The sequence below is a fragment of the Kineosporia sp. NBRC 101731 genome, assembly GCF_030269305.1.
Lineage (GTDB): Bacteria > Actinomycetota > Actinomycetes > Actinomycetales > Kineosporiaceae > Kineosporia.
In genome coordinates this window covers 1-22,715 of sequence record NZ_BSTC01000017.1, presented here as the reverse complement: position 1 = coordinate 22,715, position 22,715 = coordinate 1, and the positions used below count along the sequence as shown (strand labels likewise).

The following is a 22,715-nucleotide window of genomic DNA, read 5'->3' as shown; positions in this document are numbered from 1 at the left end:
AGGACCAAGGCTGCCGGAGATCGGCGGAAAGCTCTCCGGGCCATCCACAGAAGTCGCGCCTGTGGACAAACCGGGGATCGTGTACGCCGACCGGTCCACGGAGCCAGGATTGGCCGTGTCGCGGCGGTTGCGCGAATGGCACGGTGGCAACCATGCGCAGATTTGCCCAGGTGGATGTGTTCACGTCTCGACCCGGCCGGGGTAACCCGGTGGCCGTGGTGCTCGATGCCGAAGGGCTCGCCGACGAGGAGATGCAGCGTCTGGCCCACTGGACCAACCTCTCCGAGACCACCTTCGTGCTCCCGGCGACCCGGCCCGGCGCGGACTACCGGGTGCGGATCTTCACTCCCGGTCGTGAGCTCCCGTTCGCTGGTCACCCCACGATCGGCACGGCCACGGCGCTTTTGGACGCAGGTCAGATCCCCTCCGGTTCGTCATGGACCCAGGAGTGCGGCGCCGGCCTGGTTGAACTGCGGCGCCTGGACGACGGTGCCCTGGCCTTCGCGGCCCCCGCGCCGGTGGCCGAGGAGCCGCTGGAGGACGAGCTGCTGCTGGTGCACGCCCTGGGCGGGGTGAAGGCGGACCAGCCGACGGTGATCGAGATCGGCCCGCGCTGGCTGACCGGCCGGGTGACGCTGGAGGAACTGAACTCCTTGCAGCTGGACGCGCAGGCCTACGCGCAGATCAGCGAGATCACTCCCGACGTGACGCTCTATGCCGTGGACGATTCCGGGGACCTTCACGTGCGGTCCTTCTTCCGCGAGGAGAACCGCATCGAGGAAGACCCGGTGTGCGGCAGCGGGAACGCCTGCGTGGCCCGGCACGTGCAGCTGTCCGGCCTGGACACCGCCCTGGCCGGCGGTTACCGCGCTTTCCAGGGACGGCACCGGGGCCGCGACGGGCGCATCAGCGTGAAGCTGGACGAGGGGCAGAACTGGGTCGGTGGGCAGGCCGTCACCGTGATCTCGGGATCGATCGCCGTATAGGACGCAGCCTCTCCGGCTGCTCTACCCGCTGTGGCCGCTGTGGTTCGCCCCGGGCACCGCGAGCGGACCCAGGGCCCGCGGATTGAATGCGCACACGATTCCGGGTGGCTTTTGGGGTCTGGTTACCATCTGACCGTGGACCCGGAACCGATCACCCCGCTCGCCCCGCGCCCCGTGGGGCGCACCGTCTTCACCCAGACCTGGGCCGAGCTGACGTTCCTGCACTGGGCGGTCGAACCGGAGCGGGTGGCGGCCTACCTGCCGCCGGGCGTGCGGCCGGACACGTTCGGTGGGAAGACCTACGTGGCGCTGGTGCCCTTCCGGATGCAGGGCATCGGTCTGCTCGGCTCGCCGGGGGTGCCGTACTTCGGTGACTTCCTCGAGACCAACGTCCGGCTGTATTCCGTCGATGAGAAGGGCCGTCGTGGCGTCGTCTTCGTCAGCCTCGACGCCGAGCGCCTGGCCCCGGTGCTGGTGGCGCGACTGGGCCCGGGGTTGCCGTATCTCTGGTCGTCCATGGGGTACGAGCGCGAGGGGGACCGGATCACGTACACCTGCCGACGGCGTCCGTACGCCCGGCGCCTCTCGACCAGCCCGGTGGTGACTCCCTGGGAAAGTCGTTTCCCGCAGCACACAGCCACTTCCCGGATCGGCGTGGAGGTGGGCGAGGAGATCCCGGCCGATCGGGTCGGCGAGCTCGAGCACTGGCTGACGGCACGCTGGGGGCTGCACCAGTCCCGGTACTACTGGCCCAACGAGCACGGGAGCTGGCCGCTGCGCCGGGCTTCCCTCGCGGAGTTCGACGACGAGATCCTCGCCGCGGCCGGTTTCGGTGAGCTGGCGGCGAGAACTCCGGACAGCGTGCTCTTCTCGTCGGGCGTGCACGCCACTTTCGGGCCGCGCGTCCGGTAGGGACCTACGCCACCTCCTGGTCCGCGGACCGGTGCCGTTCCTGCAGCGCCAGGTTGTGCATCGAGGTCAACACCGTGTGCCCCCGCGGCGTGAGGTGGTAGCGCACCGAGACCGGGACGGTCGGGGTGACGACGCGCTCGACCAGACGATGGTGTTCGAGCTCGCGCAGACGGGCCGAGAGCAGGCGGGCGGAGATACCCTCCACCAGCGCCTCCATCTGACCGAAGCGGGTGGCGCCGCGGCCCAGGGCGAGCATGACGGCACTGGTCCAGCGCTTGGTCACGATCTCCACGACGGCGGTAGCCCGCCGGCACTCGTCGTCGCTGATCAGTTCGCCCGAAGGCAGGGTAGGGCGGTTGGTCACTTATCAAGAGTAAGCGACTAACCCTCGGATTGGCAGTTCCGGTCGAGGGCCGGACGCTGGTCTCATGCCTGATTACGGTCATCCGCTGCGGTTCGGATCGTTCATCACCCCCACGAACGCCCCGGCGTCCCGCCCGGGTGAGCTGGCCGTGCTCAGCGAGGAGTTGGGCCTGGACCTGGTGACCTTCCAGGACCACCCCTACCAGGCGTCCTTCCTCGACACCTGGACCCTCCTGACCTGGGTCGCAGCCCGCACCGAGCGCGTTCATCTGGCCGGGAACGTGCTCAGCCTGCCGCTGCGTCAGCCGGCGGTACTGGCCCGTGCGGCCGCGAGCCTGGACCTGCTGAGCCATGGACGTGTGAGCCTGGGGCTGGGTAGCGGGGCCTTCTGGGACGGGATCGAGGCGATGGGCGGACGACGCCTGACGCCTGGTCAGGGGGTGGACGCGCTGTCCGAGGCCATCGACGTGATCCGGGGGATCTGGGACGTCTCGCAGACCCGGCCGCTGCACGTCGGCGGTGAGTACCACCGGGTGGACGGGGCCCAGCGGGGACCGGCCCCGGCCCACGACATCCCGCTCTGGATCGGCGCCTACAAGCCCCGGATGCTGCGGCTGGCCGCCCAGAAGGGTGATGGCTGGCTGCCCTCGCTGCCGTACCTGAAACCGGGTGATCTGGCGCGGGGCAACACCGTCATCGACGAGGCGGCGCGGTCGGCCGGCCGCGAACCCGCGCAGATCGTGCGCCTGCTGAACATCACCCCCCAGGAGAGCGCCGACGACCTGGTGGGACTGGCCGTCGACGAGGGCATCAGCACGTTCGTCGTGATGGGGGACGATGCCCGTGGGCTGAGGCGTTTCGCCCAGGAGATCGCCCCGGCGGTGCGGGAGCGGGTCGACGCCGAACGGTCCCGGCGCGGCGTGTCCACCCGGGGCCGGATCCGGACCGCGGCGCAACTGGCCCGGCGGGTGCCCGGTATCGCCTACGACGACGTGCCCGCGTCCCTGGCCGACCGGGCCGTCGAGCCTTCCGACCCGGCGTATGCGCGCTACCGGTCCGGCTACCTGCGCGGTGGCGCCCCCGGTCTCGTGCTGCGTCCACAGACCGTCGAGCAGGTCCAGGACGCTGTCGCTTTCGCGACGAAGCACCGGGAGGTGCCGCTGGGTGTCTTCAGCGCCGGGCACGGGCTGTCCGGGCGCTCGCTCAACCACGACGGCCTGGTCATCGACGTGAGTTCCCTCAACACCATCGACCTGGTGGACGCGGAGGCCTCAGTCGTGCGGATCGGTCCCGGTGCGCGGTGGGTGGACGTGGCCCGGGCGCTGGCACCGCACGGGCTGGCCATCACCAGCGGGGACTACGGCGGCGTGGGCGTCGGGGGTCTGGCCACGGCCGGCGGGATCGGCTGGTTCGCCCGCTCACACGGCCTGACCATCGATCACCTCCGGTCGGTGGACGTGGTGCTGGCCGACGGCACGCTGAAACACGCCTCGGCGGAGGAGAACGCGGACCTGTTCTGGGCGATGCGCGGTGCCGGGGCCAATTTCGGGGTGGCGGTGTCGTTCGAGTTCGCCGCACCGCACGTGGAGAAGGTGGCCTTCGCGCAGTTGGTGTTCGACGTCCACCATCTGGCTTCTTTTCTGGAGAAGTGGGGTGCGGCGATCGAGTCGGCCGATCGCAGCGTGACCGGGCAGGTGATTCTCGGGCCGCCGCGGGGTGAGAAGCAGTATGCCCAGGCGATGCTGGTGGTCGAGTCGGACGACCCGGCGCTGATCGTCGAAAGATTGCAGCCGATCGCCGATATCGCGCCCCTGGTGGACCAGTCGGTGGCGCTGGCGGCGTACGACGAGGTGATCTCCGCGTTCGTCAGTGACGAGCCGCAGCAGGGGCAGGGCGAGCCGCTGGCCCACTCGGGCATGGTCGGGCACCTGACGCCGGGCTTCGCCCGGCAGGTCGCGGCGATGCTGGAAGCCGGGGCGACGTACTTCTTCCAGATCCGGGCCGTTGGGGGAGCAGTGTCCGACGTTCCTTCCGACGCAACGGCTTACGGCTGGAGGGACGCCAATTTCTCGATCGTCGCCTTCGGGTCGGAACAGTCGGGTCTGGACCAGTACTGGCCGCGACTCCTACCGCACCTGGAGGGGTTGTACCTGAGCTTCGAGTCGGATCTCGGGGACGAGGCGCTGACCCGGGCCTTCCCTCCGGCCAACCTGGCCCGGCTGCGCGGGCTCAAGGGGAAGTACGACCCGACCGGGCTGTTCCGGGACAACTTCTTCATCCCGCCGGCCTGAGGGCACCGGGAAGCACCCTTCTGTACATATCCAGGTTTGACCGTACTGGCCTATTTTGTACCGATGACGAGTGCTGCGAAGACGTTCGCCGAGATCGGCGCCACCGAGCCCCCGGCCTCTCCCACGGTGAGCCTGGGTACGGCCGTGGTGCTCGGTGGGAGCATCGCCGGCATGCTGGCCGCGCGGGTGCTGGCCGATCATGCCGAGACCGTGCTGATCGTCGACCGCGACGACCTGACCACTGCGGACGGGCACAGAAACGGTGTCCCGCAGGGCAATCAGGCACACGTACTGCTCGCTGCCGGGGGCCGGCACCTGGAGCGCTGGTTCCCGGGCTTCACCGACCGGGCCGTGGCGGCCGGGGCCCTGCCCCTGACCAGCGACCGGGTGGCGGTCTACGACGACCTCATTCCCCGGGTCAGCGGATCGCAGCTGAACCGTCTGGCTCTGACCCGGCCGTTCCTGGAGCAGCTGATCCGGGCCGAACTTCACGAGGTGCCGAACGTCAAGTTCGTGGCCGAGCGGGTGACCGGCCTGGAGTTCGACGACACCGCCGTCACCGGGGTCAGGTACGGGTCCGGGGTCGAGCCGGCCGACCTGGTCGTCGACGCCCTGGGCCGAGGGAGCCGGCTGGGTGACTGGCTCGAGGAGGGCGGCTGGGAGAAGCCCGCGCTCGTCCGGGTGCCCAACGGCCTGAACTACGCCACGGCCTTCTTCCGCCGTCCGCCCGGGGACCAGCCGATCGGGCTGGGCATGGCTCTGGTCGGCTCCCCGGTCAGGGGCGGCGCCATCTACATGACGGTGGAGGACGACCGCTGGATGGTGATCCAGGCCGGGTACGGCGATTTCAGGCCCGGCCACACCAACGAGGACATGATCGCCCGCTGCCGCCGTGACTACCCCGAACCCTTCGGCCACGTGGTCGGGAACGAGATGCTCGGTGACGTCGCCACCTACCGGCAGAGCGACAGCCGGCGCCGCGACTACGGCGCCTGCGAAAGGCTTCCGGCCCGGCTGGTGTCGGTCGGCGATGCCGTGGCCTCGTTCGACCCGATCTTCGCCCAGGGCATCAGCTCGGCCGCGCTACAGGCGTCGGCCCTGGCGAAATACCTGCAGTCGGAACCTGACCTGAACACCCCGGCCCGCGACTTCCTGGCCCTGCAGAAAGTGGTGGTGGACGCTGCCTGGTCGATCGCGACCAGCGGCGCCGGCGCCGGCCCGGCCCGCCCGTCCCTGGCCCGGCGTGTGCGGGGCCGGCTGCTCGGGCGGGTGGTCACTGCCAACCTGACCGATGCCTCGGTGAACCGCGTCTTCGTCGAGGTGACCCAGATGCTGCGCCACCCCAGCGAACTCGCGTCTCCCGCAGTAATGGGCCGAGCCGTGCTGGCGATCCGTCACCGCCGCCCGGCCCCGGTGCTCCCGCTGGAACGCTAGGTGTGACGCCGTCGGCGTCTCGTACTGCTCGAGCGTCAGCACAATTCCGGTTCTGCGGGAAGGTGCGGGACTGGGCGGGGCCACGGGGGGACGACGACGGGCCAGCACTCCCTTCGTCGCGGGCTTTCCCCCCGTGGCCCTGCTCAGCCCCGCCGGTTTCGTACTGCCGACGCTGATCGCTGATCGCTGACCGGAAGGGCCGGCGTCGCAAGGAGTAGGTCGGCCACCGGCTCGCCACCGGTTCCCCGCGGCAGCCGGTCGAGAACGATCACGGTGGAGGGGATCAGGTCACGGTGCAGTCGCCCGGTCAGGGCGGCCCGGATCTCGTCCGGCCGGGCCTCGCGGTGCGTGGTCACGTAGGCGACGAGTTCCTGGTCGCCCGGGGTGTCTTCCCGCACGATCACCGCGGCCTGGGCGACCATCCGCAGGTCTCGCAGGGCGGCCTCGATCTCGCCGGGTTCCAGGCGCACCCCGCGGAACTGCACCTGCCGGTCGGCGCGCCCGAGCAGTTCCAGCGCCCCGCGGCTGTTCCAGCGGGCCCGGTCGCCGGTGCGGTACATCCGCTCACCGGCGCGCTCGCCGGTGGCGAAAGGGTCGGGCACGAAATGAACGGCCGTCAGGCCGGGCCGGTTCAGGTAGCCGAGGGCGAGACCGGACCCGGCGACGTAGACCTCGCCCGTCACCCCGGCCGGCACCGGGCGCAGCGAGCTGTCGAGCAGATAGGTGCGCACCCCGTCGATCCGGTGGGGCGCCCGGCCGCCGGCCGGGTCGCCGACCCAGCCGTACGCGTCCACCGTTGTCTCGGTCGGCCCGTACAGGTCATACACCTGCAGGCCGGGCTTTTCGCAGACCTGTTGCCAGAGCCCCGGATCGATGGCGGAACCGCCGACCGTGAGCACCTTCAGCCGGCACTCGAGCAGTCCGGCGGGCAGTAGCTCGCGCAGCTGCGCAGGGGTGACGTCGATACCGTCGACACCGTGCCGGTCGAGATAGGTGATCAGCGCGGCCGGGTCGTGGTAGGTGCTCTCGTCGATGACATGCAGCTGATGCCCGGCCAGCATCCAGAGCACCGGGTCCCACGAGGCGTCGTTGCTGAACGACTGCACGTGCCCCAGACGCAGCCGCCCGGGGTGGCGGGACATCAGCTGACGCCGGTGGCCGGCCAGGAGGTTGGCCGACGCCGCGTGTGTGGTTACCACACCCTTGGGCACACCGGTCGAACCGGACGTGTAGACGATCTGGGCGGGTGCCCCGCCGATGATCGGAGGAAGCACGGACGTGGCTGCGAACCAGGCATTCTCGAGCTGCTCGACGGAGCGGATGACAAGGCTGGGAGCGGCGTCGGCGAGCACGGTGCAGGTCCGCCCGGCGGGCGCGCCCAGGTCGATGGGCAGCACCGCGGCGCCGGTCTTCATCACGGCGAGCATCGCGGGCAGGATCCAGGCGCGCGGCAGGGAGAGAGCCACGATCTCGCCGTCCAGCGGACGGGTGGCGCGCAGCCCGGCGGCGACCCGGCCCGACCACTCCTCGAGCTCGGAGTAGGTCCAGCGTTGTTCCTGGGTGACCAGCGCGACCGCGTCGGGGGTCTTCTCGGCCTGTTCGCGCAGGGTGTCCAGCACGGATGCGGGCACCTGGCCGGGCTTCTCGCCGTGGCAGCGAGCACCGAGCAACTCGGCCTGTTCCCCCTCCAGGAGCAGGTCGAGCCGCCCGACTGCGGAAATCGTACCGCGAGAAAGTTGCCGCAGTGCACCACCGAGTCGCTCAAGCACCGTCCCCGCGGTCTCGGGGTCTAGCCGGTCGGGCGTGAATTCAAGCTCCAGGCAAAGGGATTGGCCCGCACGAACCGTGAGACTGAGAGGGCCGGACGTGGACTCGCGGACCACAACATTCGTGATCTCCACATCGTCCAACCGGGGCCGGGGCTCGTCGTCGAACAGCTCACCCACCCCGGCGGGCGGCTGGATCGGGGCGAGCCCGAGACGGTGGTGTCCGAGCCCGGCGTCGCGGCCATCGCGCAGACGGCGGAACATCTTTCCCGGAGATTGCGCCGGCTCGCACCGGACCCGCACCGGAACCGTGCTCGTGGACGACCCGATCGCCGCCGGACCCGGTGGGCGGCCGGACCCGGTGACGTCGAGCACCACGTCGTCCGAGCCGGTCAGCGTGGCCATCACGAGCGCCCAGGCGCCCTGCACCACGGTGTTCAGATCGACCTGCTCGTCGTGGGCAAGGGCGCGCAGCCGCGCGGTGAGTGCGGGATCCAGTTCCCGCACCAGGTGACCGGGCAGCTGAGTGGGCAGCTGAGTGGGCGGGGGACCCGCCGGGGTGACTCGCGTCCCCTGTTCCAGACCGCTCAGAGTCTCCCTGCGGGCCTTCAGCGCCGCACCGGAATCCGGTCGGCTCTCGTCCGCCGGAGGTTCGCCGGCTGAGGCGGGTGTCAACGGCGTCATCGTGACCGCCAGGTTGTCGGGGAAATGAGCACGACCGGCCCTTCAGGAGATGAGGTGGCGCAGTGCGGCAACGGGTGCCTTGGCGCCGCCCTGGGGCAACCGCGCCGTGGCGATCCCGCTGACCACCGAGTCCAGGATCTCCCCGGCCCGCACGGCGATCGTGGAGAGCAGTGACGAGGACAGCCCGTGCGTGTGCTCGGTGCCGCCCTGCAGGTAGATGCCACAACGGATGCCTGGGGTGGTCGCCACCCGGTAGTCACGCTGCACCCGGAGCCGCCCGTTGTGGTCGGGAGGACAATAGGCACCCAGCCCGCCGAGCAGCGGCAGCGGATCGACCGGATCGTAACCGGTGGCGAAAACTGCCAGATCGGCGTCAATGTCGAAAGTGCGGTCGCTGGTCAGGGACCGCACGGTCACGGCCACGCTGTCGCCCTGCTCGCGCACTGCCTCGACCCGGGCGACGTTCATCATGGTGAGCCGCTCGCGACCGACGACCTTCTCCTGGTACTGCCGCCGGTACAGCTCCTCGATGAGGTCACCGTCCACCACCGAGTAGTTGGTGTTCGCGTGGTAGCCCATCAGCATCTCCTTCACCGAGGCCGGGGCCTCGAAGAAGTCGTCCACCGCGTTCGGATCGAAAATCCGGTTGGCGAAGGGGCTGTCGTCGGCCGGGCTGTAGCCGTAACGGGAGAACACCGACACCACCTCGGCATCGGCGAACCGCTGGTGCAGGAACGCCGTCACCTCGGCCGCGCTCTGCCCGGCCCCGACCACCACGAAACGCTTGGCGGCGGCACCGTCGATCTCCTCGACCCGATGCAGCAACTGCTGGTTGTGCCAGACATGCTCCGACCCCGAGATTCCCTGGGGGAAACGCGGTTGCAGGCCGGTTCCGATGACCACGTTGCGCGCGCGGTAGGTCACCTCGCGACCGGTGCCGTCGGCCGTCAGCTCGCGGGCCGTGACGTCGACGGCCACCACCTCGTCGTCGCTCATCACCGGCTCGAGGCGCGTGACCTCGTGACCCCAGTCGACCAGGTCGGCCACCCGCGCAGCCGCCCACTCCAGGTAGGCGTGGAAGTCCAGGCGCAGCGGGAAGAGGGTCTTGTGGTTGATGAAGTCGACGAGCCGGCCGCAGTCGTGCAGGTAGGACAGGAAACTGAAACCGCTGGCCGGATTTCTCAGGGTGACCAGGTCTTTCAGGAACGACACCTGCATCGTGGCGTCGTCGAGCAGCATGCCCCGATGCCATCCGAATGCCGGTTGGCGCTCGAAGAAGCGAACCGCCACGCGCTCGGCGTCGTTAGCCTGGCCGTTGTGCTCCACCGCCGCGATCGCGAGGGCCAGGTTCGAGGGGCCGAACCCGATCCCGATCACGTCGTGGGTGGGAAGCGAGGCCGACGGCAAGGGGCCGCCGTCGGGTCCGTCCGACGATCCGCCAGATGGAAGGGAGCTCATGAATGTCCTCCGGGCGCACCGATCGTGCGCGTCATCGCAACGAGTGCACCAAAGCCGCAACTTCTTAGGTGAGGCTACCCTAACGAACGATGGGATGACATAGTCCAGGCCCAGACAAAACCGCTTTTGCAGGAGGCTCCGTGCGGGTTGTCGCCGCTCGTCTGGGCGCTGGATCAACGGTGGACGGAGGTGGGGGTGACGGCTCTCATGATGAACGAGACGCTGGCCGCGGGGCCGGTCGTCGCGCAGAGGTCGGTGCCGGTGGGGGCCCGTGAGTCCATTGCGTGCCTGCGGGTGGTGCGGGTGCGCACCGATGACGGTCTCGATCACCTGGACGTCGCCGGATCCTTCGGCGGAGAGCCTCTCCTCTAGCGGAGGGCCTCGATCAGCAGGCCGATGCTGATCCCGGTCATGACCACGCCCGAGCAGCGGGTCACGATCCGGGCCGCTGTGGGCCGGGCCCGCAGCACCGCGCGGGAGCCCGTGCCCACGCCGGTGTAGACCAGGGCACACATCAGGATGTGCAGGCATCCGAGCGTGAGTAGTTGCACGGTCAGCGGCCAGCCGGCCCCGGGATCGGTGAACTGCGGCAACAGGGCCAAGAACAGCAGCAGAGCCTTGGGATTGGAACCGCTGATCATCGCGCCACGCCCGGCCTGGTTCAGCCAGGAACCGTCAGGGGTACCGGAACCGGCCTGTGGGGTGGGTGGATTCAGCATCGTCGAGATGCCCAGGCATCCCAGGTAGGCGGCCCCGGCCAGGGTCAGGGCCGGGAGCGCGCCCGGAGTGCCGGCGATCAGCGCGGCGGCCCCGGCGGCGACCACCACGGTGATGGCCAGGTAACCCGCGAGCAGACCGGAGATCGCCGGTACCAGCGAGCGATGACGCAGCCCGGCCGAGATCGCGTAGGCCCAGTCGGCCCCCGGGGTGAGCACGAGCAGGACCGAAACTGCCCAGAACCCGGCAATCATCCCGAACGTCATGTGTTGCCTCGACTTTCCACGCCACGACGGCACTGCTGTGCCGACATGAGGAAAGTACGGAGAATTCTGCGGGAAGTGCTGACCGAATCTGGCCCGGCTCGGGCCTTTCAGGAGAAAGAATGAAGCCGTGGATGCTCTTGATCGCGAGATTATTGCCCAGCTCCAGGCTGACGGCCGGCTGACGCTCACCGAGCTGGCCGATCGGGTCGGCCTGACCGTCTCGCCGTGCCACCGACGGCTACGGTCGCTGGAGCGGGACGGGGTGATCACCGGATACACCGCCCAGATCGATCCGGCCAGCGTCGGCCTGGGGTTCGAGGCCCTGGTGTTCGTCACGATGACCGAGAGCGGGGCCCGCACCGTAGCGGCGCTGGAGGAGGCACTGGCCGGCCTCCCGAATGTGCTGCTGGCCCAGCGGCTGTTCGGTAGCCCCGACTACCTGCTGCGGGTTGTGGCCGAAGACCTGACCGCGTTCCAGAGGCTCTACGACGACCAGCTGGCCACGCTTCCCGGGGTGCAGCGGCTGAATTCGACGCTGGTGATGAAAAGCGTGGTGGAGGGACGCGGGCTGCCTCTCTAGTGGGCAGCCCGCGTCACGCCGTCAGTCGTGTCAGCAGTTCTCGTAGTAGTACTTCGAGTTGCCCGACGCCACCACGTTGCGGTCGCGCAGGATCACCGAGATGTCCTTGCCCTGGGCCGCGCAGGCCTTGGTGTAGGCGGACTTGCCGTTGTCCGTGTACTCGACCTCGTACACCTGGTCACCGTAGATGTCGGTGTAGGCGTCGCACTCGGTCCAGACCTGGCACTCCTCAGCCACCGCGAAGTCGAAACCGGCGGTCGTGGCTTCGCTCTTGGTGATGTCGGCGGTGTTCTTCTGGGCGATCGCCAGGCCCTTGGCGTGAGCCTTCTGCACCAGCAGCTTCGCGAAGGCGAGGTTGTTCGCCTTGGTGAGCAGACCGTCCGAACGTGAGTAGGTGTCCAGGTTGTCGGGCTCTACCGCGTCGAAACCGGCTGTCGCGCAACCATCGATCCAGCCGCCCACAATCTCGGCGAGCGCCGTGCGCTTGGCCGCCGTCGAGGTGTCGAGCAGGAACTCGCCCCACTCGGAGTCCTCGACGTACTCGCCGCCCTTCTTCAGCAGCAGGTCGTCGTGGCTGCCCGTCCAGAAGTCGGCCTCACTGGGCTGGGTCTGGAAGCTGTTGACGTAGCAGACGTTGTACTTGCCGCTCACCGGCTTCGACTCGCGGTCGCGGTCGACGATCTTCACCGACGAGACCGGGGTGTAGGCCCCGCCGATCTGGTAGTCGAACTGCCCGTTCACCGGCGGCAGGGTGACATCGCCGGCGGCTGTTGCGGCCGTGGTGGTGGACGTCGTGGTGGACGTCGTGGTGGAGGTGGATGTCGTGGCAGACGCCGAGGTGCTGGAGGGCGCAGCCGGCGCTGCGGTCGCCGGTGTCTCACCGGTGGGCGTTGAGCTGGGCGATGCCGTCGCGGTGGCGGTCGGTCGCGTCGGCCGTTTCGTGTGCTCGTGGCCTCGGTTCCCGTGGTTGGCCGCGCTCGCGACCGTGAACGATCCAACTCCGAGAAGGACGACCAGTGCGCTCGCGGAGGCCACGGCCACCCGACGCCGGCTCGTGCGCTTGATGCTCATGCTCGCTCTTCGTTCCTCACTGCGAAGCATCCCGCCTCGGGCTCACCCCTGGCGACCAGTACCGGATCGACCACACTGCGTGCGGTACGCCGGCTGAATGCTCCGTAACGGCCCCGAACCTAGGAAACCGAGTGAGTGCGGAGTGTTAAAAACCGCCTAGGCCTTTGCATGGTCCGCGCCGGGCGCTTCCTTTAGCCGGAAGACATCTTCCGGCCAAAGGAAGAGTCGGGCGCGATGAACTCTGTTACCCCGTCGTCCGTACCCCTGGGTGAGGATCGCCCACGGACGGAGTTCCACGCATGGATCACGAGCAGCGGGCCCTACGACGTGAAGAGCCCCGGCAGCCGGAGCGGCCGGCCGCGAGGCGCCGGGCGGGCCGGGAGTACGAGGTCGGGGAGTCGGACGCGTTCCTGGCGGTGCCCGATGTGCCGGACATCGACTCGATGTTGTCGGGGATCGGGCGGATGAAGCACGCGGAGGTCACGGTCGACCGCCTGGCGCCGGGTGGGGTGCTGTGTGTGCTGTTCCGGGACGTCAACTTCGGGGGGCCGCGTCTGGCCGTCCCGTCCGAGAGCGGTGTGGTGCAGAACGACGGCAGTGTGCTGATCGAGCTGGACGGCTACTGGCGTGGCAACCTGACGGCGATCCAGCCGGGCACCATGAGCTATTGGAAGGCCGAGCTCGTCCCGAGGGTGGCGCACCTGCCTCGGCGCCTGGTCCGGCTGCCGATGTCGATGACCCCGGACGGCTACAACGACCTGATCGGTGCTCTGCGGCTCGTGCGCTGAGGCGTCCGACGGTGCTCGGGCGGCCGTGAACGGTACCCGGCACCGCACCTTTCACAGATGGTGACATCAGGCCGTTTCCACAACCCCCTGAGAGGTGCAAAGGTGGGTTCCGTGGAGACCCGTCAACTGAGTTCCGAAGAGCACACGGAGAGTGAGCTTGATCTGGGTGAGTCTCCCTCGCCCGGTCCGGAAACGGACTCGGACCGCCGTCTTCCGTTCGGTCTCTCCGCGCGTGGCCTGAGGGGTGCGGCGGCGGTGCTCGGTTTCGTGACCGTCGTGGCCTGCGCCGTGGTCGGTGGTTCGATGGCGGTCGACTCGGTCGCCCGGTTCGACGACGGGCGTAACGACGGTGCCTCTGCCCTGCTCGAGAACCAGGAGCTCGACGCCCAGCCTCCCGCACCGGTGACGGACACGGACGACACCACCACGATCGACAGCGACAAGGCGTCCCCCACACCCAAGTCCTCGCCGAGTTCCCCGGTCGCTTCCAAAAAGGCCGCGGTGTCCGGCGAGAAGTCCGGCAGCGAGGACGATTCCGGTAACGGCTCGAGCACCGAGCGCAAGCAGGTGGATCAGGTCGCCGACCGGAAGCCGGCCACCCCGAAGATCCGCCAGGCCGCCCCGCCCGCCGAGATGGGCGTCATCAAGAACCTCAGCACCGGCTTCTGTGTCGACCTGATGGGTGCGGACGTGCCGCAGGCGGGTGCCGCGGTCAGCCAGTACGACTGCATCCCCGGCGTCGGCGACAACCAGGACTTCCAGCTGGTCGAGCAGTACGGGCAGTACCTGATCCGCAACCTCAAGACGAACTACTGCCTCGACCTGCCCGGTACCGGCACGGTCGGCGAGAGCACGGGGGTGCTGGCGAGCCCCTGCCAGGCCGGTGAGTCGGACAACCAGATGTTCCGGGCCCGGCCGCAGGGTGGTGGCTACTACCTTGTGAACGTGAAGAGCGGTCTGTGCCTGGATGTTTCGAACACCAACGGTGGTAACAAGAACGCCGGTCAGGCTTTGACCCTGTTCACCTGCACGCCGGACGACGACCACATCTGGACCGTCAGCTAGGTGTACTGACCCCCAGGGACCGGCGGGAAACTCTCGTCTGGTCGATCTTTTCGGTGCCGGTCGGGGGCGTCATCCGAATCCGGGCCGGCCGGATGCGGGGGCCCGGGTCAAGGGTGCGGGCGATCGTCCCGGCCACGTCCGGTGCCGTCTGCATCGCGGCCATCTCCTGCTGCACCCGCTCGGCGTTCGCGCGGTACCAGGGGTTGCCCATCACCTCGGCCATGACCGCCCGCAGCTTCAGGGTGTCGAGGTGCCGCAGCTGACCGGGCGGCACCAGTACCGCGATCCCGCAGCCGGCCCGCTGGGTCAGGACCGCCTCGACGAACTGGCCCGGACCCAGGGGCAGCACGGCCAGCGGGATGCCCTGGGAGAGCAGGTTCAGCACGGTCTCGCCACCGCCGTGCACGAGCGCCGCCCCGACCTGGCTGATCCGGTCGGACGAGGGCCGGAAGGTCGCCCGGGTGACGTACTTCGAGAGCGGTGAGGTGGCGGCGAGGCTGCTGCTGCGCACCACGATCTCCGGATGCCTGCCGGTGGTGAGGCCGTTCAGGACCCGGTGCATCGTGCTGCGGTCGCCGAAGTGCGCGCCCAGAGCCACCACCACGCGAGGACGCCGGCCCGTCGGCGGTGGCAGGCCGTCTCCCTCACGGCGGGGAGCTCGTAGCGTCAGCGCGGTCACCCCTGAGGGGACCGGCCACGCACCCAGGGCCTCGGGGCGAGTGTTGATCATCCACTGCCCGGCGGGAACCGTGCCCGGGGGAGCGAGACGATGGCGAGCGAACCAGTTCGTGACGCTGCCCGTGAGGGCGCTGACGTAGTCGGCCGGGGCCGCCGGGCCGTTGGCCACCGTCGCCAGGGGGCGGCGCAGTGCCTGGGCGACGAAAACACCGGTGAAGTCGTACGGTTCGTTGACCACCAGGTCGGGGCGCCAGTCCTGGGCCAGGTGCAGCGAACGCTCGCCGTGGGCCTCCAGGCGGGAGGCGGCGGCCCCGGGGCCCTGGAACAGGTCCCCGGCGGGCCCGCTGTGCAGATGAGTGAAACCCAGCTCCTGTACGGCGGGCCCCGGAAGGCAGGGGGAGAGGAAGGCGATCCGGTCACCGCGCGCGGCGAAGGCCCGGGCGAGCGGCAGGAGCGCCGACGACCGGCCCGTCAGTGGGGCGGCGGAGAACAGGACCCTCATCGCCGTCAGAATAGCGATCCGGGCAGAGGATTTCGCCCCTCTGGAGAAGTTCGTCCGGGTGTCGTGAGAGCCTCGCCGGAGCGCGGGCGGAGGGGGGTGAGCCACGCGCCCCGGCGGGCCGATCGGGGGGAGCTGTCAGATCAGCCCGGTGCGGATGGCCTGGGCCACCGCGTGGGCCCGGTTGCGCAGGCCGTGACGTGTCATCAGGCCGGCCAGCACATACTTGATCGTTCGCTCGGAATAGTTCAGCCGCCGGGCAATCTCGGCGTTCTCGAACCCCTGCGCGACCAGGGTGAGCACCGCGACCTCGCGCTGGTCGAAGTCCGCCGGGTATTCCGGCCCGGCCGTCGGCACACCTCGGCCGGCCGAGGTGGCGGAGCGGAGCGTGGCGGCGAAGCGGTCCGAGGTGAGCCGGCCGCGAGGCGCGACGGTGCAGGTGGACGGGCTGATACCGGGGGGCAGGCGGACGCCCTCGATCTGGTCGAGGAACAGCACGACGGGCGCGCCGGGCCTCAGCTCCAGCTGCTGGACCTGCTGGAACAGCAGCTCCGAGGCTGATCCGGCGACCACCACCAGGAGATCCGCGTGCCGGGCTCGGCGCGCCGGCATCAGGCTGAACTCCTCGCCCTGTCGCAGTAACTCGATCACGCCCAGCTCGTCCAGGCGGTCGGGGGCCAGCACCACCACCTGCGACGGCGGCGCCTCGCGGGCCGGGTCCACCATGACGGAATGTGCCGTCATCTCACGATGCGTCTGCAACCTCCGAGCCCTTTCGCTGGTCTGCCCCTGAGCGGGGTACAGGAGTGCACCCCCGTCACCCTGCTTCACGGGCAGGATCGGGATCACGTTCACGATGTGCTGATGGTGAACTTGAACATTGATTGTCGTTCATGGGACTTCTGGCATGTTTCCGGGGTATATGCGGCGGTTTATGCCTTGGTCCCCAGGCGTCAGCCTGCCGCCGGAGCGACCCGCGGAGCCGTATGGGGCGCTGATTGAGGCGTCTGGTGGGCATGAATTAACTCAGAGGGACGGCGTTGACCTGCCCGGTCGGCATCGTCCTTCGGTGATTACTGATAGCGAGGTCAAATCTTCCTCAAGCAAGCGAATCGGGCTCTCCGGGCGGATACGATTTCAGTACGTAATCATTCGTCGTTCCGGCAGCAGGCAGGACCGCTCGTGCGATCCTCTCTGTGACGCAGCCGGAGCAGGAGGCCGGTGCCCGTCCATGCCTGATCGTCCCTCGCACCCGTACGGGCTGGCCCCCGACGAGGAGCTGAACGCTCCTTCTTCCCGTCCTGAACCGGCGCGCGCCGAGGCCCGCACCCGTCGGCAGACCGGGTCGCGTCGGCCGATGCCCACTACGGCGGCGACCGGACGACCGGCTCCGGCCGTGGCAGGGCGACCGGCCCAGTCCCGTCGTGAGGCCCGGGCACAGCAGCGCCTGGCGGAGACCGCGCAGAACCAGCGGATCCAGGAAGATCGGCACGATCGTGATCAGGGTTCGGGTGGGGCGCCGGCGGAACATCTGGCGACTAACGACGTTTGGGCTCCGCCAGGACATCGGTCGCTGGAAGAAGCTGCGTCGCTCGGGCAGGGTGGTCTGCTCGGTCAGGACGAACTGGCAGGCTCGGGTAGGCGCGCTGGTCGGGTTGGTCCGGTATCGGCAGCGGGTCCGGCCGAGTCACTCAGCCAAGGTTCGGCGCGGGGCCGGTCCGTGCCGGTGAGTGGCGCCGCGCCCGAGGGCGATCTGGAACTCGAGGGCGAGGCGGCCCGTGACGGTGGCTCCCGCCGTGAGGTTCACTCCCTGGGCAATGTGAGCCGTCCGCCGAGTCGCCGGGCGCGTCGTGATGTCGAGAAGGGCCGCCGGGCTGAGCGTTCCCGCAAGCCACGCCTGATGCAGATCGCCGGTGGCGCGGTCGCGGTGCTGGCCGTGCTGGGCGGCGTGGTGGTAGCGATCGACCGGATCCCCGGTGACAAGACACCGGAGAACACCGCGGCGCTTGCCTCCACGGTCAGCGCCTCCACGTCCGCATCGCTCGACCTGGGCAACACGACGCCCACCGCCACTCCCTCGGCGAAGGCCACGCACGCGAAGAAGAAGACCGAGAAGGTCGTGAAGAAGGCCGAGGCCAAGGCCAAGAAGGTCACGACGGTGACGAAGAAGAAGGCTGCGACCACGACCACCTCGGCCGGGACCTATGCCTCGTCCCCGGTGAAACTCGGGGTGTTCCGCGGAACGTCACCGTCCGAGGTGGCGTCGTTCGGCGCCTGGCTGGGCAACGACGTCGACTACGCGATGGACTTCTCCAGCCGCACCTCGTGGGACGAGATCTCCGACCCGAGCTACATGCTGGACACCTGGAAGGGCTCGGGCTACCGCATGATCTACGCCACGGCCATGCTGCCCACCCAGGACGACTCGGCGACCATGGCGGCCGGTGCGAACGGGGAGTACGACCAGTACTTCAAGACACTCGCGAAGAACCTGGTCGCGGCCGGGCAGGGTGACTCGATCCTGCGGCTGGGCTGGGAGTTCAACCTGAGTGCCTCCCGCTGGCACCCGGACACGAAGGCGAACTTCATCAACTACTGGCAGCACATCGTGAAGGCGATGCGCTCGGTGCCGGGCACGGACAATCTCGCGTTCGACTGGAACCCGAACATCGGCGGCGAGGTCTACGACTCGACGAACTACTACCCGGGTAACGCGTACGTCGACTACATCGGCATCGACACCTACGACATCTCCTGGGTGGAGGGGTCGTACCCGTTCCCGAGCAGCTGCAGCGCGGCCTGTAAGCAGGAGCGTCGTGAGGCCGCCTGGGAGAGCACGCTCAACGGCACGTTCGGCCTGAACTTCTGGTCGGACTTCGCCAAGAGCAAGGGCAAGCCGATGACGCTGCCGGAGTGGGGCCTGTGGGAGCGCCCCGACGGTCACGGCGGTGGCGACAACGCCTACTACATCCAGCAGATGCTCGACTTCATCTACGACCCGTCCAACAACGTGGGCTACCAGTCGTACTTCGAGTTCAACGTGGGCAGCAGCGGCACCCACATGCTCGAGACCCACACCACCGCAGGCGCGAAATTCAAGAAGCTGCTCGGGAAGTAGCCCGGAGACGCCCACCCGAAGACGCCCGCCGGACCCGTGAGGGCCGGCGGGCGTCCTCCGTGTCAGCTCCTGCGCAGCACGCCCTCGGTCGCCGACACGGCCAGCGTGGGCTTGCGCACCGGCGCGTCGCCCAGGGCCTCGTCGACAGCACTCAGGACGTCGGGGGACAGGTTGATGCCGGCGGCCGAGGCGTTGGCGTGCACCTGTTCCGGGCGGGAGGCGCCGGTAATGGCCGAGGCCACCTCCGGATTGCGCAGCACCCAGGCCAGAGCCAGCTGCGGCAGTGTGAGTCCCGCGCCCTCGGCGATCGGGATCAGGCGCTGCACGGCTTCCAGGCTGGCTTCGCTGTAGACCAGGTGCTGGGCGTAGCTCATGCCCTCGTCGGCGAACCGCGAGTCGTCCGGAACGGGCTGTCCGGGAAGATATTTACCGGTGAGCACGCCCTGAGCCAGGGGCGACCAGACGACATGCGAGATGCCGTACTGCCGGCAGAGGGGGAAGAGCTCGGCCTCCGGCGCCTGCCAGAGCATCGAGTACTGCGGCTGCGAGGAGACGAACAGGTCCGGGCCGGCGACCTCGATGCCCGCGCTGATCTGCTCCGGGGTCCACTCGCTGAAGCCCAGGTATCGGGCCTTGCCCTGCTCGACGACCTTCTGCAGTGCCTCGAGCGTGTCTTCCAGCGGCACCGCCGGGTCGAACCGATGGGCCTGGTAGAGGTCGACGTAGTCGGTGCGCAGGCGGGTGAGCGAGGCATCGATCTGCCGTGCGATCTGGTCGGGGGCCAGGCCCGCGTCGTCGGGAGACATCCGTCCCCAGACCTTGGTGGCCAGGACGTAGGAGTCGCGCGGGTGGGCGGACAGGATCTCGCCCCACGCGGACTCCGCCACACCTTGCCCGTAGACGTTGGCGGTATCGAAGAACGTGATGCCCGCGTCGAAGGCCGCCTCGGTGCAGGCCCGCGTCTGCTCCTGGGCGATGCCCCCGGCGAACGTGAGCCAGGAACCGAGCGAGATCTCCGACACCTCGAGATCCGAACGGCCGAGCTTGCGATAGCGCATGGTGGTCCCTTTCCCCTGTGGGTAGAGCATTTACGGCTCGTTTCACGGTGTCACGCAAGGTGTTCGGCCCAACACGCGGGATGTGCGCCGATGCTTTCGGGTGACAGGCCCCCGGTCGAGCCGACAGCATGGGGCCGTGCTCAATCAGCCCAGCCCCGACCTGCGGCCCGAGAACGAGCTCACGGGTGACGCCGCGAACGATGCTGCCGACCTGGCCCGGCAGGCACGCCGCCTGAGCATGTGGGCGCGTGTCGTGCTGGTGCCGGTCGCCGTCATCGGTGCGGTTCTGTCATACCAGAGCCTGTACAAGGCGGCCCTGCCCACGTTCGGCCCGTATCTGGCCGCGGGTTTCCCGTTGCTGGTCGACCTGCTGATCCTCGGCGCGTCGCTGCAGTACGTGGCCGGCGCCAAGATCGGGCGCCCGATGACCGGCTGGCGCCTGACCGCGCACTGCGGTGTCGCCGGGACCCTGGTGCTCAATGCCCTGGCCGCGCGGGAGCTGGGCGAGGTGCCGTGGCACGTCACCGCGCCCGCGGTGTGGGCGGTGCTGGTGGAACTCACCGGCAAGCAGGTGCTCGGGCAGTGGAAGGCCGTTCATCACGGCCCGGCCGCGTCGATCGCGCCGTCGCTGTGGCTGTCGGCACCGGTCGAGTCGGTGCGCACGCGCCTGCTGATGGCCCGCACCGGCGTGGCCGACGCGCACCAGGCCCGCATCGGTGTCGGCACCGCGGCCGCCGCCCGCGAGGCGCTGAACCTGTCGCTGCCGCGCCGCGTCAGCCCGCGCAAGGACGCCAAGCGCGTCCGTCGCGTGGTCAACCGCCAGCTGCGCGCCGGCAGCCTGCCGCCGTCCGCGGTGCTCGACGCCGTCGGCTGGACCAACCCCGACCAGCTTCCCGACCGGAGCCCGGAATCGATCCTGCGGGCCGTGGTGCAGACCATTCTGCGGGGGTCGGGCCACCATGAGATGGAGGACGATCCGCACACCGCTGCGGTCAGCTCACGTACCGCACGGGGTGGGTATGCGGGTGCGGAGACGGCGGCGCGGGGCCGGTCTGATCGGCCGGGTGAGTCGTCGGAGCAGGACGGGTACGCCGGGTCGGAACGCGGCGATGCCGGTGAGTACGCCGGGTCGAACGGGCACGCCGGGTCGAACGGGCACGCCGGGTCGAACCGTGGCCTGCTGAACGCGACGGCGCGGGGCGCTGCGACGCCGCCGGAGGGGAACGCTTCTCCGGCGCGGGTGGAGCCGAGTGAGTATCCCGGGCCACTCGTGCCTGGACAGAGCGGTTATGCCGGGACGGTCGGGGTGGGGCCGGCCGCGCAGGTGGACCGGGACGGACAGACCGAGTCCGGGCGGGACGAGTACCTCGCGGCGAACGGTATGCGGCAGGGCGGGTATGCCGGATCGCATGGCGTCGGTCGGGATGAGTACGTCGGGTCGGGTGGCGCGGAGCGGGGTGCGTACGCCGGATCGGTGATGTCGCCCCGGGGTGAGTTCCGGGACCAGAGCGTGCTGGAGCCGGGTGAGCGTGGTGGGCGCCGCACAGCCGCTGGAGACGCTCAGCCGGTCGGAACCGCCCAGTCCGGAACCGCCCAGTCCGGGATGGCCCAGCCCGGAACCACTCGGCCCGGAATCGCGCAGCCTGCGGTCCTGGCGGAGCAGTCCTACGCCGGCCCGGTCGAGCAGGAGCACGCGCCGTGGGTGCCTGAGCCGCAGTTCGGTGAGCAGACACAGTTCGCGCGGGGAGCCCGGTTCGCGTACGAGCCGCAGCGCACGGCGCAGTTCGCCCAGGCGACGCAGCAGCCCGGTCCCCAGACGGCGCCGGGCTCGCCGTACGCAGCCGGCCGGTCGGACCGCACCCAGGTCGATGGAACGGGTGCTCCGACGGAGAACGCGGAAGCCCCGGTTTCGTCATGGCGGGCATCCGAGAACAGTGTGGACGAGACCGGTGTGGATGCGATCGGTGTGGACGAGACCGGTGTGGGGCGTGCCCGGACGGTGGCGGAGCCCGAGCAGCGACCTTCCTGGTTGACCGCCGAGGAGACCCCGGTTGCCCGTGAGCCCCGACCCGTTCCGAAGCCGGCGCAGCGACCTTCCTGGCTGGTGTCCGACGGTGAGGCCGCCGACTACGACTTCGACGCCATCGGTGACCAGGCGCCCGACTACGAGGCGATCGGCGACGAGGTTCCTGATTACGAGGCCCCCGACCTCCCGGTGAGCCGGGCGACCCGGTCGAATCAGGCGTCTCAGGAGACCCAGCGCGTCCATCAATCGGCTCCGACACATCGTGAACCCACCCCGGCGACGACCCAGAGCCACACCATCATCCTGCCGGACGCCTACGGCGCCGAGGACGAGGACGTGTCCCCTACGGTGCCCACCCGCGTCCGCAAAGGACGGATGACCCTGCAGCAGCAGGAGGAGCGCCTGTCCGCAGCCATCCGCATCGTCCGGGCCCAGCCGGACGTCACCGGCGGTCAGTTGTGCATCGAGCTGGCCAAGCTCGGCTGGGACACCAGCAGCCGCACCGCGAGCCGCATCCTCGTCGAGGCCCGGGAGGCGCCGGCGCTGCGGGCCGTGCAGTAGTGGACACCGCCGGAGCCTGAGCCCCGGAGGGCTCCACCGAACCTCAGCCCGTCGGCCATGTACCTGGCCGGCGGGCTCCTTCGTTTGCGCACCCGTCCTTGCGACGAACGGTCATACCCGGCCTGAACTGCTGACCGGTTTCATCCGTGTAAACGCAGTATGAACGGCTTGCGGGAACCTGTTACGGCAGTGCTCTGACAAGGCCCCAGCCGCGTCATCGACGAGGCTGATCTGCTGCAACGAAGGGAAGAGGAGTACTAGGTGTCGATCTACAGCACGGACACCAAGCTTCTTCTTGAGGCCATTACCGGTGTGAAGTATCCGGCGGCCAATGAGTTCAAGATGAAGGCCGCGGGCGGGGCGGTGCGTCGGAATGCTCATTTGGTGCGGACTT

General features: G+C 69.4%; 18 protein-coding genes. 10 read left to right on the top strand and 8 right to left on the bottom strand.

What is annotated here, in order from left to right:
- The first annotated feature begins 152 nt into the window (after positions 1 to 152).
- Together QSK05_RS31540 and QSK05_RS31535 are read left to right on the top strand one after the other, a co-directional pair.
- Positions 153 to 986, top strand: a complete 834-nt coding sequence (locus tag QSK05_RS31540; protein ID WP_285601044.1) for a PhzF family phenazine biosynthesis protein — start codon at positions 153 to 155, stop codon at positions 984 to 986.
- 135 nt (positions 987 to 1,121) lie between these two features.
- On the top strand, positions 1,122 to 1,898 hold the full coding sequence (locus QSK05_RS31535; protein ID WP_285601043.1) for a YqjF family protein: 777 nt from the start codon (positions 1,122 to 1,124) through the stop codon (positions 1,896 to 1,898).
- A 4-nt stretch (positions 1,899 to 1,902) separates the two neighbouring features.
- On the opposite strand, the gene QSK05_RS31530 is transcribed toward QSK05_RS31535, so the two are convergent.
- On the bottom strand, positions 1,903 to 2,262 hold the full coding sequence (locus QSK05_RS31530) for a winged helix-turn-helix transcriptional regulator (protein ID WP_285601042.1): 360 nt from the start codon (positions 2,260 to 2,262) through the stop codon (positions 1,903 to 1,905).
- A gap of 64 nt (positions 2,263 to 2,326) precedes the next feature.
- Between QSK05_RS31530 and QSK05_RS31525 the strand changes: the two genes are divergently transcribed.
- The gene (locus QSK05_RS31525; protein ID WP_285601041.1) at positions 2,327 to 4,552 is read left to right on the top strand and encodes an LLM class flavin-dependent oxidoreductase; all 2,226 of its coding nucleotides are present in this window, start codon (positions 2,327 to 2,329) and stop codon (positions 4,550 to 4,552) included.
- 63 nt (positions 4,553 to 4,615) lie between these two features.
- Complete coding sequence (locus QSK05_RS31520) at positions 4,616 to 5,986, top strand: FAD-dependent oxidoreductase (protein WP_285601040.1); 1,371 nt, start codon at positions 4,616 to 4,618, stop codon at positions 5,984 to 5,986.
- A 143-nt stretch (positions 5,987 to 6,129) separates the two neighbouring features.
- On the opposite strand, the gene QSK05_RS31515 is transcribed toward QSK05_RS31520, so the two are convergent.
- Entirely contained in the window at positions 6,130 to 8,427 is a 2,298-nt protein-coding gene (locus QSK05_RS31515; protein ID WP_285601039.1) for an AMP-binding protein, read from the bottom strand.
- A gap of 51 nt (positions 8,428 to 8,478) precedes the next feature.
- Complete coding sequence (locus QSK05_RS31510; RefSeq protein WP_285601038.1) at positions 8,479 to 9,894, bottom strand: lysine N(6)-hydroxylase/L-ornithine N(5)-oxygenase family protein; 1,416 nt, start codon at positions 9,892 to 9,894, stop codon at positions 8,479 to 8,481.
- Between the two features lie 195 nt (positions 9,895 to 10,089).
- Here QSK05_RS31510 and QSK05_RS31505 point away from each other — a divergent pair, with 195 nt between their 5' ends.
- Positions 10,090 to 10,266, top strand: a complete 177-nt coding sequence (locus QSK05_RS31505; protein WP_285601037.1) for a hypothetical protein — start codon at positions 10,090 to 10,092, stop codon at positions 10,264 to 10,266.
- On the opposite strand, the gene QSK05_RS31500 is transcribed toward QSK05_RS31505, so the two are convergent.
- The gene (locus QSK05_RS31500; protein WP_285601036.1) at positions 10,263 to 10,877 is read right to left on the bottom strand and encodes a LysE family translocator; all 615 of its coding nucleotides are present in this window, start codon (positions 10,875 to 10,877) and stop codon (positions 10,263 to 10,265) included. The two genes, QSK05_RS31505 and QSK05_RS31500, sit on opposite strands and share 4 nt — an antisense overlap.
- 127 nt (positions 10,878 to 11,004) lie before the next feature.
- On the opposite strand from QSK05_RS31500, the gene QSK05_RS31495 reads away from it, so the two are divergent.
- Positions 11,005 to 11,457, top strand: a complete 453-nt coding sequence (locus QSK05_RS31495; protein ID WP_285601035.1) for an Lrp/AsnC family transcriptional regulator — start codon at positions 11,005 to 11,007, stop codon at positions 11,455 to 11,457.
- Between the two features lie 30 nt (positions 11,458 to 11,487).
- Here QSK05_RS31495 and QSK05_RS31490 read toward each other — a convergent pair whose 3' ends face one another.
- On the bottom strand, positions 11,488 to 12,528 hold the full coding sequence (locus QSK05_RS31490; RefSeq protein ID WP_285601034.1) for an endo alpha-1,4 polygalactosaminidase: 1,041 nt from the start codon (positions 12,526 to 12,528) through the stop codon (positions 11,488 to 11,490).
- Between the two features lie 299 nt (positions 12,529 to 12,827).
- Here QSK05_RS31490 and QSK05_RS31485 point away from each other — a divergent pair, with 299 nt between their 5' ends.
- Both QSK05_RS31485 and QSK05_RS31480 read left to right on the top strand, forming a co-directional pair.
- On the top strand, positions 12,828 to 13,316 hold the full coding sequence (locus tag QSK05_RS31485; RefSeq protein ID WP_285601033.1) for a hypothetical protein: 489 nt from the start codon (positions 12,828 to 12,830) through the stop codon (positions 13,314 to 13,316).
- A 111-nt stretch (positions 13,317 to 13,427) separates the two neighbouring features.
- Positions 13,428 to 14,381, top strand: a complete 954-nt coding sequence (locus QSK05_RS31480) for an RICIN domain-containing protein (RefSeq protein WP_285601032.1) — start codon at positions 13,428 to 13,430, stop codon at positions 14,379 to 14,381.
- Here QSK05_RS31480 and QSK05_RS31475 read toward each other — a convergent pair.
- Positions 14,374 to 15,561, bottom strand: coding sequence for a glycosyltransferase (locus QSK05_RS31475; protein WP_285601031.1), 1,188 nt, complete (start codon positions 15,559 to 15,561; stop codon positions 14,374 to 14,376). The two genes, QSK05_RS31480 and QSK05_RS31475, sit on opposite strands and share 8 nt — an antisense overlap.
- A gap of 135 nt (positions 15,562 to 15,696) precedes the next feature.
- Complete coding sequence (locus tag QSK05_RS31470) at positions 15,697 to 16,302, bottom strand: helix-turn-helix transcriptional regulator (protein WP_285601030.1); 606 nt, start codon at positions 16,300 to 16,302, stop codon at positions 15,697 to 15,699.
- A gap of 487 nt (positions 16,303 to 16,789) precedes the next feature.
- On the opposite strand from QSK05_RS31470, the gene QSK05_RS31465 reads away from it, so the two are divergent.
- Positions 16,790 to 18,676: a glycosyl hydrolase gene (locus QSK05_RS31465; protein WP_285601029.1), complete on the top strand. Its 1,887-nt coding sequence runs from the start codon at positions 16,790 to 16,792 to the stop codon at positions 18,674 to 18,676.
- A gap of 62 nt (positions 18,677 to 18,738) precedes the next feature.
- Here QSK05_RS31465 and QSK05_RS31460 read toward each other — a convergent pair whose 3' ends face one another.
- A complete protein-coding gene (locus QSK05_RS31460) occupies positions 18,739 to 19,734 on the bottom strand; it encodes an aldo/keto reductase (RefSeq protein WP_285601028.1) in 996 nt (331 codons plus the stop codon).
- Between the two features lie 136 nt (positions 19,735 to 19,870).
- Here QSK05_RS31460 and QSK05_RS31455 point away from each other — a divergent pair, with 136 nt between their 5' ends.
- Positions 19,871 to 22,321, top strand: a complete 2,451-nt coding sequence (locus QSK05_RS31455) for a DUF2637 domain-containing protein (protein WP_285601027.1) — start codon at positions 19,871 to 19,873, stop codon at positions 22,319 to 22,321.
- The last annotated feature ends 394 nt before the right edge of the window (positions 22,322 to 22,715 follow it).